Here is a 15535-nt window from a genome sequence, read left to right as displayed (position 1 = left end):
AGCTGTGCTTTTCGGGGGCTTTTTATTTGCTAAAAAGATTGAGGAATGAGGTTTGATTTTTAGTCATATAACGACCACACCAGGTGAGGTCACCAGCATCAGACAGCGGCGTGATTACATTGCCAGCCCACTGTCATTGTATGCTGGCTTAGACAAGCCCAATTCACTGCTGCTTGAATCAGCAGAGATTGAGTCCAAAGACAACGTAAAAAGCATTGTCTTGGTCGACAGTGCCATTCGTTTTGAATGCAATGGTGATGAGGTAGTGGCTACAGCGTTATCGAATAATGGTGCGCAATTGCTACCTTATCTTGGCCAAAAAGTGCAAAACTGTGATGCACAATTACAAGGTACAACACTGTTATTAAGGTATAACTCAGCGGCCGCAGACATTGATGAGTACAGCAAGCTAAAAGCCGACAACGCCTTTAGCGCCCTGAGAACGTGCATCAATGAAATACAAAGTAACTCAGACACGCCTTTTGCGGTTTTTCTTGGCGGTGTGTTCGCCTACGACATGGTGGCAAACTTTGAAACCCTACCAGAAGTGCCAGACGGCGATAATGACTGCCCTGACTATGTGTTTTACCTTGCTGAAACCTTAGTCGTTATCGATCACCAAGCGCAAACCACCGAGCTCATTGGTAATGTTTTTAATGGGCCAGATGTCCATGCCAATTGCTTTGAAGTAGGCAAACAACTCGAGGCCCTTAATCAGCAATGCGACAGCGTGCGTCCTTTTCGATTTGAGCGCAATCATGGCCAGGCGGAGGTAAAGGTAAACATCAGTGACGCCCAGTATTGCCAACAGGTCGAACAGCTGAAAGAAAACATTATCAACGGCGATATTTTTCAAGTTGTGCCATCTCGAACGTTTTCCTTGCCCTGCCCCGACTCACTGGCAGCGTATCAACAACTCAAGCAACAAAATCCCAGTCCGTATATGTTTTATATGCGTGATGAGCGTTTTGTGTTGTTTGGAGCATCACCTGAGTCGGCACTAAAGTACTGTGAGCAGAGCAACCAAGTTGAGGTATATCCCATTGCTGGCACTCGGCCACGGGGTAAATTCAGCGATGGCCAAATTAATCCTGACTTGGATAGCCGTATTGAATTAGAACTGCGCAACGATCAAAAAGAACGAGCCGAACACCTGATGCTGGTTGATTTAGCCCGCAATGACGTGGCTCGCATTAGCGTGGCAGGCACGCGCCATGCCAAAGAGCTATTGAAAGTAGACCGTTACTCGCAAGTAATGCATTTGGTCTCCCGTGTGGTAGGCCAGTTAAAACCCGACCTTGATGCCCTGCACGCTTACCAAGCTTGCATGAACATGGGCACCCTAGTCGGCGCACCGAAAGTTAAGGCGGCCGAATTAGTCAGAGCCACTGAGCAACAACGCCGTGGCAGTTATGGTGGCGCAGTAGGCTACTTAATGGGCAATGGTGCCATGGATAGCTGTATCGTTATTCGCTCAGCGTTTGTTAAAAACAATATTGCTTACGTTCAAGCCGGCGCGGGTGTGGTGTTTGATTCCGAGCCCCAAAGTGAAGCCGATGAAACTCGGGCCAAAGCCATGGCAGTGATCAAAGCCGTGCAATCAACTTTTGTGGAGTACTGCGATGACTAAAGTCTATTTTCTCGATAATTTTGACTCCTTTAGCTACAACTTGGTGGACGAACTGACCATGCTCGGGCTAGAACTGATGGTGTATCGTAATAACATTCCAGCACACACTATTTTCGACAAAATGTGCGCAGAAACCGTTCCCGTTATCTTAGTGTTATCGCCAGGTCCAGGTTCTCCGAGTGATGCCGGTTGCTTACTGGAGCTCATTGAATTGTGTAAAGGGCGCTTTCCAATGCTGGGCATTTGCTTAGGGCAACAGGCTCTGACCCAGAGTTATGGTGGTGAAGTGGGCCGTGCAGGCGAGACCGTTCACGGCAAATCCTCGCTGATTGAGGTGGATGAACACCCTGTTTTTGCAGGGCTTGGTAAGCAGTTCCCAGTGGCGCGATACCATTCTTTAATGGCCACGAAAGTGCCCAACTCACTGCAAGTGATAGCCCGTTATAAAAACATTCCAATGGCGGTTTATCAGGGCCGCGACCGCATCATTGGCTACCAATTTCATCCAGAATCCATTCTTACCCCCAGCGGTGCTCAGCTGTTAAAGCAAAGCATTGCCTATTTGAGCGCATAGGAGACCAACATGGAACCGTTACAATTACTGCTGCAACAACAACACCTCAGCTTTAGCCAAGCGCATTCCCTGTTCTTACACATCATGCGTGGGCAACTTAGTGAGATTGAGTTAACCGCCGCCTTAATGGCGCTGAAGTTCAAAGGCGAAACTGCCGCTGAAATTGCAGGTGCAGCCCAAGCAATGCGCGATAATGCCAACGCCTTCGATACACAACAGCTTGAAGTTGCAGACAGCTGTGGTACCGGTGGCGACGGCAGCAATACCATTAATGTCAGTACCACAGCGGCCATTGTTGCCAGCGCCTGTGGCATTAATATGGTTAAACATGGTAACCGCAGCGTTAGCAGCAAGTCTGGCTCTGCCGATTTACTCAAGGCCTTAGGAGTTAATATTGATATGACGCCTGAGCAGGCGCAGCACTGTTTAACCGCAACCGGGTTCACGTTCTTATTTGCCCCTCATTATCACAGCGGCGTAAAGCATGCGATGCCAGTGCGCACAGCACTAAAAACCCGCACTATTTTTAATATTTTGGGGCCACTGGCTAACCCCGCGCAACCGCAAGTGCAACTGCTGGGGGTGTATGACCCCTCATTGTTGCTGCCAATGGCTGAAACGTTACAACAGCTTGGCACAGCACGGGCCATGGTAGTGCACGGCAGTGGCACAGACGAAATAGCCCTGCATGGCGATACCTTGGTCGCCGAGGTCAACCACGGTGAAATTAAACAATACACCCTCTCTGCCAGTGACTTTGGACTAGAAAACTATTCACTTGCCGCCATTGCCGGGGATACGCCACAATACAATGCCAAAGCCAGTTTAGCGATTTTAAATGGTGAAGGCAGCGCTGCACACAATGCAGCGATTATCGCCAATGTCGCGGCATTGCTGGTATTAAGTGACAAGGCCTCAGACTTTAAGCAAGCCAGTGAGATGGTGCAAGAGGTATTAATGACAAAACAAGCCATGGCAACATTGGCAAACATCGTAGAGGTAAGTAATGGCTAATGTGTTAGAAAAAATCGTTGCCGATAAGGCCGCAGAGCTTGAAATTAGAAAAGCGGCGCAACCTTTAGCAAGCTTTATTGATAAGGTGGAGCCCAGTGACCGCCATTTTATTGCCGCGCTGGCGAAGCCCGGAACGCAATTTATTTTAGAGTGTAAAAAGGCATCGCCATCAAAAGGCTTGATCCGATCTCACTTTGATCTTGATGAAATCGCTTCGGTGTATCGCCAATACGCCACTTGCATTAGCGTGCTCACCGATGAGAAGTATTTCCAAGGCAGTTTTGACTACCTTAGCACCGTGCGTCAGCAAGTTGAGCAGCCAGTTATATGCAAAGACTTTTTTATCGATGAATATCAAGTGTATCTGGCTCGCCTGCACGGTGGTGACGCCATTTTATTAATGCTCTCTGTTCTCACTGACGAGCAATATCAGCGTTTAGCGAAAGTCGCAAATGGCTTGAATATGGGTATTCTAACCGAGGTGAGTAACGAAGAAGAAGTCGCTCGAGCCCTCGCCTTAGGTGCTGAGCTTATCGGTATCAATAACCGCAATTTACGTGATTTGTCCACCGACTTGGCTACCACAGAGCGACTGCGCAAACTGATCCCTGCAGACAAAGTGGTGATTTCAGAGTCAGGTATTTACAGCCACAGCGATGTCAAACGCTTAGCCCCTTTATGTGATGGCTTTTTAGTCGGCAGCTCACTGATGGCAGAGCAAGACTTAACTCTTGCCTGTCGCCGCTTAATTTTAGGTGAGAATAAAGTGTGTGGTTTGACTCGCAGTCAAGATGCCGAGGCCGCCTATGAGTCTGGTGCCGTGTACGGTGGGCTGATCTTTTACCCCAAGTCCCCCCGTTATGTAGATATTGACTGTGCCAAAGGTGTTATTGAAGGGGCGCCGCTGAACTATGTTGGAGTATTTGTAAACGCGCCCATAGAGCAAGTCTCAGAATACGCCCAGCAATTAAAGTTGGCCGCGGTTCAGCTCCATGGCAATGAAGACGAACAATACATTGCTGAACTTAGAAAGCGACTGCCGCTGACCTGTCAGATCTGGAAGGCACAAGGCGTTGCTGCAGTGCTACCAAAAGCCATGGCGGGAGTGGATAAGCATTTATACGACACCCAAACCGCAGCTGGCTCAGGGGGGACTGGCCAAGTATTTGATTGGTCTTTACTGCAACAAACAAGCACACAGTATATTTTAGCCGGGGGATTAACTCCCGATAATCTTCAACGCGCGGCGGCCTTAGGTGCGGATGGCTTGGATTTAAACTCTGGTGTTGAGCAAGCACCAGGTAAAAAATGCGCAGAAAAAATCGCACAAGCATTTTCACAAATTAGAAAGTATTGAGGTGGACATGAGTAATTCAGCTTATTTTGGTGACTTTGGTGGCATGTATGTGCCCGAGTTGCTAGTACCTGCGCTGAAGCAGTTAGAACACGAATTTGAACAAGCACAGCAAGACCCTAGTTTCCATCAAGAGTTTCATCAGCTGTTGAATGAGTTTGCCGGGCGTCCGACACCGCTCACCAAAACCCGTAACCTGATAAAAAACCCTAAGGTGTCGTTGTATTTAAAGCGCGAAGACCTACTCCATGGCGGTGCCCACAAAACCAACCAAGTATTAGGGCAAGCACTGCTCACCAAACGCATGGGTAAAACCGAGGTGATCGCCGAAACCGGTGCTGGTCAACACGGTGTAGCCACGGCTATTGCTTGCTCATTATTAGGCTTAAAATGTCGCGTTTACATGGGTGCCAAAGACGTTGAACGGCAACAGCCAAACGTCTTTCGCATGCGCCTAATGGGCGCTGAGGTGATCCCAGTCACGGCGGGCTCAGGTACGTTAAAAGATGCGGTAAATGAAGCGCTACGTGATTGGTCAGCTAACTATAAAACGGCGCATTACTTATTGGGCACAGCGGCAGGACCGCACCCCTTCCCGACCATAGTACGTGAATACCATAAGATGATAGGCGAAGAGGCCAAAGAGCAAGTATTAAAAGCTGAGGGACGCTTACCCGACGCGGTAATTGCCTGTGTCGGTGGTGGCTCCAATGCCATTGGTATGTTCGCGGACTTTATTGACGATGACAGTGTCAAGTTAATAGGCGTTGAGCCTGCAGGTAAGGGCCTAGATACTAAAGCGCACGGGGCAACCTTGTGTAAGGGCTCAAAAGGCATTTTACACGGTGCCTATACTTATATTATGCAAACCGCCGATGGCCAAATCGAAGAATCGCATTCTGTATCAGCGGGTCTCGACTACCCTGCAGTAGGCCCACAACATGCGTATTTACATGAAACCGGCCGTGCTCAATATGTTGGTATTACCGATGATGAAGCGCTGGAAGCCTTCCAAACGCTTTCCAAGCATGAAGGCATTATTCCAGCATTGGAATCAAGCCACGCACTGGCCTATGCCATTAAGTATGCCGAACAACAAACTGAAGAAACCATTATTGTGGTGAATTTAAGTGGTCGTGGCGATAAAGACTTAGCCCACGTTCACCAAGTATTAGCAGAGCGAGGAGCGCTATGAAACGTTACGATGCCATGTTTGCACAGCTAAAAGAAAAAGACCAAGGCGCATTCGTCCCTTTCGTTACCATTGGCGACCCTGGTAAGGCGCAAAGTGTTGAAGTCATCAAGTCGTTAATTGATGGCGGTGCGGATGCCCTTGAGCTTGGCATTCCCTTCTCCGACCCCATTGCCGATGGCCCAGTAATTCAAGCAGCCAACAACCGCGCTTTGGCAGCAGGGGTTAACACTCAAGATTGTTTGGAGATAATCGCCGAAATCCGTCGCTATAATAGCGATATTCCCATTGGCTTATTACTGTATTCAAACCTGATTTTTGCCCGTGGCATTGAAACCTTTTATCAACAGGCAAAAGCCGCTGGGGTTGACTCAATTCTGGTAGCCGATGTACCACTTCATGAATCTAAAGTGTTCCGCCAAACCGCCATGGAGCACGATGTTGCCCCTATTTTCATCGCCACACCCAATGCCAGCGATGATACCTTACGCGAATGTGCGACTCGCGGCCGCGGCTACACCTACCTACTATCGCGAGCCGGCGTCACTGGCACCGACACTGCTGCGCAAATGCCCGCCAATGAAATAGTAACTAAGTTAGTAGAGTATCACGCAGCGCCAGCATTGCTTGGCTTTGGTATTTCTCAGCCCGAGCATGTCAAAGCGGCAATTCAATCTGGTGCCGCAGGTGCCATCAGCGGCTCCGCCGTGGTTAAGATCATTGAGCAACACTTAGATGAGCCAAAGACCATGCTGTTTGAGCTAAAGACCTTTGTCGAGCGCATGAAAGCAGCAACCCAAGTCTAAACGACCAAAAGGCCAGTTTTCTGGCCTTTTTATTATGCTTGTATTGCCTCTTTCAGGGCTTTGGCGGGTTTAAATAGAATCTTATTTTGCCCCTCAATAGTTATTTCTTCACCGGTTTGCGGATTACGGCCTAATTTCGGCGGATGGTAACTCAACATGAAGGTGCCAAAGCCATTAAATTGCATCTGATCCCCTTCGGACAGGCGTTTTTTTGTGGTATGCAAAATGGCATCCAGTGCAGCTTGGCAGTCTTTCTTGGTCAGTCCGCTGACGTTGGCCATCTTGGCTACTAATTCTTTTTTATTCATACCCTACCTCTAATACCAAATTTCGAGCGCTGCAGGCTAGGTGTTTCGGGCCTGAAAGTCAATCTTGATGTTTTAAGTTCACACTGCTAAAGCCACAATGTGCAATTGTGTTGCATATCCTTGTCATCTCAAGCTGCTATAGTGATGGTTAGCCGGTTTTGCAACAGACTCAAAGGGGTACTCCAATTGAATGCTAGCCAATATCGTTGGTGTGAACTGCTGGTGATTTTTTTCATTCTCCCTATGGTGGCCTACCAATTCCGCGCTCACCTAAGCAATTGGTTATTCCCGGCGTTGATCATTTTAATGGCCATTTGCACTCACCTGCTGCTGACCGATCCACACTTTAAACGCTTTCGCTTAACCAGTTTGGGGGAGTTTTCAACGGTTAAACGCCGGTTGTTTACTACTTTTTTTGCCGGGGCGATGTTTTCCGCGATGTTTTACGGTTTGTTAAGCCAAGGCAATTGGTTTGCTCTCCCACTGCACTCACCGCTGGATTGGTTAATGCTGCTGCTTGCCTATCCTATTCTATCGGTATTACCGCAAGAGCTGATTTTTCGCAGTTATTTTTTCCATCGTTATAAACGTATCTTACCCAGTAAAAACCAACGCATCATCTTAAGTGCTGTGGTGTTTGCCTTGGCACACTGTGTGTATGATAACTGGGTGGCGGTGGCGCTATCTTTTGTCGGTGGTTTGTTGTTTGCTTATACCTATGCCCATAGCCGTTCATTGGCAGTGTGTGTATTGGAGCATAGTCTTTGGGGGTTATGGATGTTTACCATTGGGGTTGGTAGTTATTTAGACTCGGGAGTGCAATTTAGTTAGCAGTGACCCCAAGACAAGCTTGAGGTCACCAATAATCTAGAAGCCAAATAAGCTGATGGCAAAGTACTTAGTGGCGACGGTATTGACAAAGATCACCAACAAAATGACCGGAATGAATGTAGACAGAGAGAAGTTGATGTACTTTTCGGTAAAGCTACCAATGTAACCATCACACCCTTGTGCTAATTCTTCACTTAGCCCTGACTTTTTCCAGCGATAAGTAACAAATAAACACACCATCAAGCCATTTAGCGGCAAAATCGTGTCGTAAAAAACATCGTAAACTAGGTCAAAAAAGCTCTTTTGGCCGTCACCGTAATAAATAAAGCTGGTTAACCAATCCACCATACCAAACGACATAGTAGATAAAATGGTTAATAACCCGGTTGTGAGCGCCAACACGATCAGAGCTTTTTTACGTGAGATGTTTTTTTCATCCATTAACGTGGCCGTTGGTACTTCAACAATAGAAACCAGTGACGTGATCGCTGCAAAAAACACTAACATAAAGAAAATTCCAGCAACGATGGACGCGCCAACATAGCCAATGTCATTTTGTAAGGCTAATAACAGTTTCGGCAAATAATCAAAGATCATCGACACCGATGAGTCGGATAACTCGGTTGGGTCAGTATCTGGGTTAAAGCTGAAAATGGCCGGCAGTACCATTAAACCGGCAATAAAGGCCACTAACGAGTCGGTCACTGCAACCATCTTTGAGCTACCAACGATGTCGTCTTTTTTAGAAATATAAGAGGCGTAAGTGATTAAAATACCCATTCCCAGCGATAACGAGAAAAAGGCTTGGGATAAGGCGCCATTTAACACACTGGCGTCCATTTTAGAAAAATCAGGCACTATGTAGTAGCGTACACCAGCCATGGCGTTATCAAGCGTAAGCACATAAGCGACCAAGCCTAACAACATCACAAATAAGGCTGGCATCAGTAGTTTAGCGGCTTTCTCAATCCCTTCTTTGACGCCGCCAATTAGAATAAGATTGACGATTACGCCCACCACCAGCATGTACAAGAATACGGTTTGGTCATTGATGAAAGTGCCAAAGTAACCGGGCTGCGCCAGTAAATCGAGGTTCCCCATCAGCGTTTGCGTTAAGAAGCCAAAAATCCAGACGGTGATCACCATGTAAAAAACGGCAATCATAAACGGCGTGAGAACCGCTAAGAAGCCCGCTATCGACCACTTTTTATCGCGATTAGACAGTTGTTTATAGGCACCATAGGGATCTTTTTGGGCTTTACGCCCCATGGCCATTTCCGCCATCATAACTGGCAGACAGATGAACGCCACAAATAAGGCGTAAATTAGTAGAAATGCACCGCCACCATTTTTCGTAGCAGAGACAGGAAAGCCGACTAGGTTTCCAATTCCAACAGCGGAGCCTGCCGCTGCCAATATAAAACCCAATCGCGAGCTAAAATGCTCTCGGTTTGCACTCATTACAGTCAACCTTATTATTATTTTCTATAGATATCCGCTCGACTCTACCAGCCTAGGCGCGTGCTTTTCAAGTTTAAATGACCAATCACCACAAAAAGCCCAGCTCCATTTACTTTTGTATTTTAGCCGTTTTATCATATGGTCGAGAACGGGTAAGAAAATGCCCTTAAAATCGATAAAAATAACAACAAATACTTAGAAATCTATCGGGAACTAATACTAATGCTTTATATAATCTATTCCACGGATGCCGAAGGCAGCTTGCAACAACGCCTTGCAACGAGACCTGCACACCTAGCACGGTTACAAGAGTTAAAACAGCAACAACGCTTATTTGCTGCAGGACCCCTTCCTGCCATTGACAGTGAAGAGCCGGGGGAAGCTGGGTTTAGCGGTTCTTTGGTGATAGCTGAATTTGCAAACCTTGAAGAAGCCAAGCAATGGGCCAGTGAAGACCCCTACATTGACGCTGGTGTTTACACTTCGAGTGTTGTAAAACCGTATAAACGTGTACTGCCTTAATAAGGCTGAACAAGAAGTTCAGCAAAGGTTAATTACAAACGCACTACATTAGCCCTAAAGTTATGACGTTAACAAATTCAGTATCTATGAAACCGTGGAGCTTAACATGCGATTGCAACTCACTCTAATAGCGTTGGTCTTGGCGTTCTTTTCGAGTGTAGCAGACGCTGACAGCCACAATGACAAAGATCGAAAAGCCATAAGCAAAAAACAAGCGGTGTCACTGGCGTTGAAAGAGTATGCTGGTAAGACACTAAAAATATCAGAAGAAAGTCAATATTTTGTTGTCAGAATTCTACAGTCGGATGGTCGTATTGTGGATTTAAAAATAAACAAAACGACGGGCGAAGTTAAGAAGGACTAAGCATGCGTATTTTAGTTATCGAAGACGATATTCAACTAGCGGAAAACCTGCGCACCGCGCTGGAAAAAGAAAAGTACAGTGTTGATTTATGCCATGATGGTGAGTCAGGCCTGTTTCATTTAGAAGAATATCCTCTTGATATGGCGGTCATCGATTTAGGTTTGCCGAAAATTGACGGCATAGAGATTATCCGTAAAGCCCGAGCTCACGGAGTAAAAATCCCGATTTTAATCTTAACTGCACGAGACCGTTGGCAAGACAAGGTTGAGGGGCTTGATGCCGGTGCCGATGATTATCTTACCAAGCCATTTCACGTAGAAGAGTTAATTGCTCGATGTAACGCACTTATCAGACGCAGTGCTGGGCAAGCCAACCCTGAAATTTGCATTGGCCCAATCAAAATTCATACTCGCTCGCAACAAGTATGGGTGAACGATAGAGAGTTATCTTTAACTGCCTATGAGTACAAAGTGCTGGAATATCTGATGGTGAACCCACAAAAAGTGATTTCGAAATCGGAGCTGACCGAGCATATTTACGATCAGGACTTCGACCTTGACTCAAACGTGATTGAAGTGTTTGTCTTGCGCCTACGCAAAAAGCTCGACCCGGACGGCACCCTTAACCCCGTTGAAACATTGCGTGGACGTGGCTATAGGTTCAAGAGTCAGTGGTAAACAGCTCACAAATTTCGTTAAAAATAAGGCAAGGATTTATCCTTGTCTTTGTGCTTATAGTGGCATTGCCAGCGCTGTTCTTTTCGGTTGGCAGAGCCTATTACACCACCTTAGTAGAAACCACCGAAAAAACCTTAGAAGCACACCTTTATTCACTAATTTCAGAAGTCGAGTTTGTCGGCTCTGGCATCGAGATGCCACGTAGTATTCTCGCCCCAGAGTTAAACCGTCTCAACTCAGATACCTACGCCCTCGTGTATCAAGGGCAAACGCTGGTTTGGTATTCTGAGTCGGCTGTGAACCTTTCCATTACTCCGCAGTTTTCCCAAAGTCAGGCCGGTGCCTCAGAGTTTACTAAAGTGGAGTATAACGACGAATTGTACTGGCAGCTCAGTCTTACCGTTATTCTCGGCAACGCCGAACAGTCTCAGCAAGCGCGTTTTGTGTTACTGAAGAAAAATGATGCTTTAATGGCGTTAATGTCTGGCTTTCGTAATACCTTGGTGAACTGGATGCTGGTAATGGGCGTGGTCATTGCTGGTTTAATGGCATTTGGCTTTGTTTGGAATGCCCGCCCCTTGCAACGGCTAGATAAAGAAATAAAAGAAATTGAAGCCGGTGAAAGAAACCAAATAACCGGACTCTACCCGGTTGAGCTACTCACCATCAAATCGGATCTGAACTTGTTGTTGGAGTCACAAAAACGCCAAAAAGAACGCTATCGTTCTTCCCTGAGTGATTTGGCGCACGCACTAAAAACCCCTTTAGCGGTGATTAAGTCGAGCCCGCTAGCCACCGATGCCGATGCCCAAGAGCAGTTAGACCGCATCAATGTGATGATAGAACATCAGTTAAAACGCGCCGCCACTGGCGCCTCCGACACTTGGAAAAAGCAAACCATGGTGGCGCCAGTATTAAACTCTATTCTCAATGCCATGGGAAAAGTTTATCATGACAAGCACATTCAATTTAGTAGTGATTGCAGTGAGAAAGTTGCTTTTCTAGGGGATAAAACCGATCTCATGGAAATATTAGGCAATATTATCGATAATGCTTGTAAAGCATGCCGCAATCAGGTCGATATAAAAGTAAGTGCGCCAAAAAAACGTGTACTGCTTATTACTATTGCAGACGATGGTCCGGGCATACCTGAACATCAGCGTTCAGATTTGCTAACCCGAGGTACTCGTCTCGATACCTATGAAGCAGGACATGGTGTAGGAATGGCCATTGTGTCAGATTTAGTTGAATCTTATCATGGCAAGATGACCATAGATTCTGCTGAACTTGGCGGTGCAAAATTCACAATCGAGTTTAATCATGAAAAAAATAGCTAGTCGATTACTTTTTACCCTAGTCCTATTTCCATTTGCCGTAACGGCGGCAGAGTTGAAAGATTGCAGTGAGTTGCAGTCAACCCACCCAGAAAAAGCAAAAAAGTATTTGATGTGTCTTGATGGCAACATCAACCGTTTAGAGCGGGAGCGCCAAACTTGGATCAATAAGCTGGTACTCGATACTAAAAAGTACGAAGAAGACACGGGCAACACGCAGATTCTGCCGATAATGAAAAGAGCGTTTAGTCACCAGGAAGGTTACATGGAAGACAGCTGCCGTTGGCGTTACCTTTTAAGTATGCCCAATGCCACTCGTTCAGCAATTGCCTACAAAAACTGCAAAGTTAAGTTACTCCAAGCTCATATCGATGAACTCAGTACTGCTACCGTGTTAGGTAGCAGTTTATAACTCATCGTACAGCAGTGCTGCTTAGCAGCACTGCACCATCAACTAGGCTCGCTGGGCTGCTCTGAGCCCAATAAGATAGCCAGCCACTTACCATCTTCGCTGTTTTCTAGAGCAATTTTTACCACCATGGTGAGTGGCACAGATAACAACATGCCCACGGTGCCTAACAGCCATCCCCAAAAGATTAATGATAAAAATACCACCAAAGTGGATAGCCCCAAACCACGCCCCATAAAGCGTGGTTCGATAATATTACCCATAAGCGTGTTGATGCATAAGTAGCCTGCCGCGACCAAACCACTGACAAGCGGGCCTTGTGTTACTAATGCCAACAGCACTGGTGGTAAGGCAGCAATAATTGAACCAATATTGGGGATATAATTTAACAAAAAAGCCACCACGCCCCAGAGAATAAAGTAGTCAACATTCAAAGCCCAAAGCAGTGTCGACGCCACTACGCCTGTGGCCAGAGAGACCACCGTTTTAATCGCCAGATAACTGTTGATGGAATCTAAAAAGCGGTCAATCTCTTTCATTTTCATTTCTGGGTCATCAAGTGCTAAGTGCACTTTATGCCCTATGGCGGGCGCTTCAAACAGCATGAACACCACAATTAATAAAATTAAAAAGCTGTTGGCCATCACGCCACCAAAGCCGGTTAACATATTGGCGGCAACATCAATCAGTTTATTGGGATCCAACAGGCTGATCAGCTGTTGTTTATCCAATAGGATATTGTAGTTAGCAGCCGTGCTTGCAAGCCAAACAAACTTTTCTTGTAACTCTTGCTTGTATGCCGGTAACTGCTGTGTGAAATCATTCACTGATTGGCCAACTAAGCCGCCAATACTGGCGCCGACCAAGATAACCAGAGCAATAATAATCACAATCGCAATGCCTTTTGGTATCTTGAAGCGAGCGAGAAAACGCAGCATTGGATTGCAGATAATGGCAATAAACGCAGCGAGGATAAACGGAACCACAATTTCTGAGGCCAATTTAATGCCCCCTAACACCACAAACAGTGCGGCAAGCACCACAAAGGTTTTATTTATTCCTGTCACACTAGACACGGCACACTCCTTATTGTTTTTTTCTATTCTAAAACAAACCACCTATAATAGGAATGAGTGATCTAACTTACTGGCTTTACGTAAGTTTGGTATCGAATAAAGCAGGAATTAACGATGAATATATTTATCACTGGAGCAACCGGGCTGATTGGCAGTAAATTGTGCCAATTTCTAGTTCACAAAAATCACATCACGGCATTAACCCGCGCTCCTGAAAAGGCACACGCGGTATTACCTGCCAAGATAGAATGCGTTACTGACGTGGCTCAAGTTGATTTCAATGATATTGATATCGTTATTAACCTGGCTGGCGAACCCATTGCATCAGGGCGTTGGACACAAAGTAAAAAGCAAAAGATTTATCAAAGCCGTATCGGTATTACCGAGGCCATAGTAACGGCTATTAACGCTGCGGATACCCCGCCACATACGTTTATTTCTGGCAGTGCAATTGGTTACTATGGCCGCCAGCCCAGTGACTTGACCATTGATGAGTCGTTCGACCAATGTTTTGATGAGTTTTCACACCAGCTTTGCAAAGAGTGGGAAGAAACCGCACTTCGCGCCGAGTCTAGCGACACTCGAGTGTGCCTACTTCGTACTGGCATTGTGCTGGCTAAAAACGGCGGTGCGCTGGAAAAAATGCTACCACCCTTTCGTTTTGGGTTAGGCGGGCCAATCTCAGATGGTAAGCATATGATGTCGTGGATCCACATCGACGACATGGTGCAATTGATCTTGTTCGTCATCAAACATCAAGAAATTCAAGGCCCAGTTAACGCAACGGCGCCAAACCCAGTAGATAACACAACCTTTTCAAAAAGCCTTGCAGAGCAATTATCGCGACCTTGTATTTTTACCGTGCCCGCTATCGCCATGAAGCTCGCCTACGGTGAAATGGCTGACTTACTGCTATATGGCCAAAAAGTGGTGCCAAAAAAGTTACTCGACAACGGTTACCGCTTCCGCCACCAACGCATAAACGATGCCTTTGAGGCGCTCGGACTTTAATTAGGAATAGACCCCAAAGGATCCGCATTCGTTTTGCAAAGGCTTGCACAACATGGTGCAACTACTTAGTTAAGCGAGTGATTTCTTTATTGCGGTCTGTTTCTATTTTATAGGCTTTAAACTCTTGATATAAAGCCTTTTGTTCATCCGGCGCTAACACAATTTGGCTGCTGTTGATAAGCGCTTTAAACAAGCTTTTACTCTGCTCAGAGGGCAATGTGGTCAAGGCACAAAAGTAGTCTTTGCCTGCTATCGCAATGATGTCTGCTTTCAATACCCGAGATGCAGCTAAGTGCTGCTGGATTAATTGCTGAGACGTGGAACTAAAAGTAGCTTCAGGGCGCTTTTGCGTGTCATTATCGCCTAAACTGGCGTACGCTTTATCGAGCTTAACTACCTGTGATGCTAGTCGCTTGGCGAGCACTTGATTTGCGTTTGCGACGGCCATTTTTTGGTCGTTAAAGATATTTCCCGAGTATTCCACGCAGTCAGTGGCTGACACTCCACCCGCAACGTAAGGATTCACCACCCAATCAGGAATATCTATATCTGGGCCTGCTGAAGCAGGATTACTGCTCGAGCTGCAAGCACTTAAGCTCACAATCACCATAACCAATAAGCCAAATTGTTTCACTGTCATATGGGTTCCTTAATCACGCCGGCCCGAAGTTCAATTTAGCAAAGAACGCGCGACTAGATAGTAATAAAGTGTAAAATAATTCCAGCGGTTAAATGGTTTTAGATTTTTCGGGCTGCCAAGGCAGTAAACGGTTGATATGGCACTCTGGCTTGGCTAGCTCCTTTAACCTCATACACACAATCGGCAACATGACTGGAACCAATTAAATGTTAACCGGAGAAATAAAACTTAAGAAATTGATTAAATTGAAGATTTAAATTAGCAAAATACGCAAAGGGCGAGGGCGTTCAAAATTCTGTGTCAGATAATAACGCCTAAATATCCAAGTACCC

Annotated in this window: 17 protein-coding genes; 13 read left to right on the top strand and 4 right to left on the bottom strand. The window is 46.2% G+C overall.

What is annotated here, in order from left to right:
* The first annotated feature begins 52 nt into the window (after positions 1–52).
* From ACNKW2_RS09340 to trpA, 6 genes are read left to right on the top strand one after another with little or no spacing between them, the layout of a single operon-like run.
* Positions 53–1630, top strand: a complete 1578-nt coding sequence (locus ACNKW2_RS09340) for an anthranilate synthase component 1 (protein ID WP_419148314.1) — start codon at positions 53–55, stop codon at positions 1628–1630.
* Complete coding sequence (locus tag ACNKW2_RS09335; protein ID WP_419148313.1) at positions 1623–2204, top strand: aminodeoxychorismate/anthranilate synthase component II; 582 nt, start codon at positions 1623–1625, stop codon at positions 2202–2204. The genes ACNKW2_RS09340 and ACNKW2_RS09335 overlap by 8 nt, the downstream gene beginning before the upstream one ends.
* A gap of 9 nt (positions 2205–2213) precedes the next feature.
* Positions 2214–3218, top strand: coding sequence for an anthranilate phosphoribosyltransferase (gene trpD / locus ACNKW2_RS09330; protein ID WP_419148312.1), 1005 nt, complete (start codon positions 2214–2216; stop codon positions 3216–3218).
* Positions 3211–4575, top strand: a complete 1365-nt coding sequence (gene trpCF, locus ACNKW2_RS09325; protein ID WP_419148311.1) for a bifunctional indole-3-glycerol-phosphate synthase TrpC/phosphoribosylanthranilate isomerase TrpF — start codon at positions 3211–3213, stop codon at positions 4573–4575. The genes trpD and trpCF overlap by 8 nt, the downstream gene beginning before the upstream one ends.
* 7 nt (positions 4576–4582) lie before the next feature.
* A complete protein-coding gene (gene trpB, locus ACNKW2_RS09320; RefSeq protein ID WP_419148310.1) occupies positions 4583–5767 on the top strand; it encodes a tryptophan synthase subunit beta in 1185 nt (394 codons plus the stop codon).
* Positions 5764–6570 (top strand): tryptophan synthase subunit alpha, encoded by an 807-nt coding sequence (gene trpA, locus ACNKW2_RS09315; protein ID WP_419148309.1) that lies wholly within the window; start codon positions 5764–5766, stop codon positions 6568–6570. The genes trpB and trpA overlap by 4 nt, the downstream gene beginning before the upstream one ends.
* Positions 6571–6602: 32 nt before the next feature.
* On the opposite strand, the gene ACNKW2_RS09310 is transcribed toward trpA, so the two are convergent.
* A complete protein-coding gene (locus ACNKW2_RS09310; RefSeq protein ID WP_419148308.1) occupies positions 6603–6878 on the bottom strand; it encodes an HU family DNA-binding protein in 276 nt (91 codons plus the stop codon).
* Positions 6879–7064: 186 nt separating this feature from the next.
* On the opposite strand from ACNKW2_RS09310, the gene ACNKW2_RS09305 reads away from it, so the two are divergent.
* Positions 7065–7709: a CPBP family intramembrane glutamic endopeptidase gene (locus ACNKW2_RS09305; RefSeq protein ID WP_336566087.1), complete on the top strand. Its 645-nt coding sequence runs from the start codon at positions 7065–7067 to the stop codon at positions 7707–7709.
* A 36-nt stretch (positions 7710–7745) separates the two neighbouring features.
* On the opposite strand, the gene ACNKW2_RS09300 is transcribed toward ACNKW2_RS09305, so the two are convergent.
* On the bottom strand, positions 7746–9170 hold the full coding sequence (locus ACNKW2_RS09300) for a sodium-dependent transporter (RefSeq protein WP_419148307.1): 1425 nt from the start codon (positions 9168–9170) through the stop codon (positions 7746–7748).
* Positions 9171–9392: 222 nt separating this feature from the next.
* On the opposite strand from ACNKW2_RS09300, the gene ACNKW2_RS09295 reads away from it, so the two are divergent.
* The 5 genes from ACNKW2_RS09295 (at position 9393) to ACNKW2_RS09275 (ending at position 12479) form a co-directional block, all read left to right on the top strand.
* Entirely contained in the window at positions 9393–9692 is a 300-nt protein-coding gene (locus ACNKW2_RS09295; protein ID WP_419148306.1) for a YciI family protein, read from the top strand.
* A gap of 106 nt (positions 9693–9798) precedes the next feature.
* A complete protein-coding gene (locus ACNKW2_RS09290) occupies positions 9799–10056 on the top strand; it encodes a PepSY domain-containing protein (RefSeq protein WP_336566084.1) in 258 nt (85 codons plus the stop codon).
* Positions 10057–10058: 2 nt separating this feature from the next.
* Positions 10059–10733: a response regulator transcription factor gene (locus tag ACNKW2_RS09285; protein ID WP_336566083.1), complete on the top strand. Its 675-nt coding sequence runs from the start codon at positions 10059–10061 to the stop codon at positions 10731–10733.
* A complete protein-coding gene (locus tag ACNKW2_RS09280; protein WP_419148305.1) occupies positions 10727–12070 on the top strand; it encodes an ATP-binding protein in 1344 nt (447 codons plus the stop codon). The genes ACNKW2_RS09285 and ACNKW2_RS09280 overlap by 7 nt, the downstream gene beginning before the upstream one ends.
* On the top strand, positions 12054–12479 hold the full coding sequence (locus ACNKW2_RS09275; RefSeq protein WP_419148304.1) for a hypothetical protein: 426 nt from the start codon (positions 12054–12056) through the stop codon (positions 12477–12479). The genes ACNKW2_RS09280 and ACNKW2_RS09275 overlap by 17 nt, the downstream gene beginning before the upstream one ends.
* Before the next feature lie 38 nt (positions 12480–12517).
* Here the strand turns inward: ACNKW2_RS09275 and ACNKW2_RS09270 are convergent, their stop codons facing one another.
* A complete protein-coding gene (locus tag ACNKW2_RS09270; RefSeq protein ID WP_419148303.1) occupies positions 12518–13552 on the bottom strand; it encodes an AI-2E family transporter in 1035 nt (344 codons plus the stop codon).
* A gap of 114 nt (positions 13553–13666) precedes the next feature.
* On the opposite strand from ACNKW2_RS09270, the gene ACNKW2_RS09265 reads away from it, so the two are divergent.
* Positions 13667–14563 carry a TIGR01777 family oxidoreductase gene (locus ACNKW2_RS09265; RefSeq protein WP_419148302.1) on the top strand — a complete coding sequence of 299 codons (897 nt, stop codon included), beginning with the start codon at positions 13667–13669 and terminating at the stop codon, positions 14561–14563.
* Positions 14564–14624: 61 nt separating this feature from the next.
* Here ACNKW2_RS09265 and ACNKW2_RS09260 read toward each other — a convergent pair whose 3' ends face one another.
* Positions 14625–15203, bottom strand: coding sequence for a hypothetical protein (locus ACNKW2_RS09260; RefSeq protein WP_419148301.1), 579 nt, complete (start codon positions 15201–15203; stop codon positions 14625–14627).
* Positions 15204–15535: the final 332 nt, after the last annotated feature.

Source organism: Pseudoalteromonas 'SMAR' (assembly GCF_048515945.1).
Taxonomy (GTDB): domain Bacteria; phylum Pseudomonadota; class Gammaproteobacteria; order Enterobacterales; family Alteromonadaceae; genus Pseudoalteromonas.
This window is presented reverse-complemented; position numbering and strand designations above follow the sequence as displayed.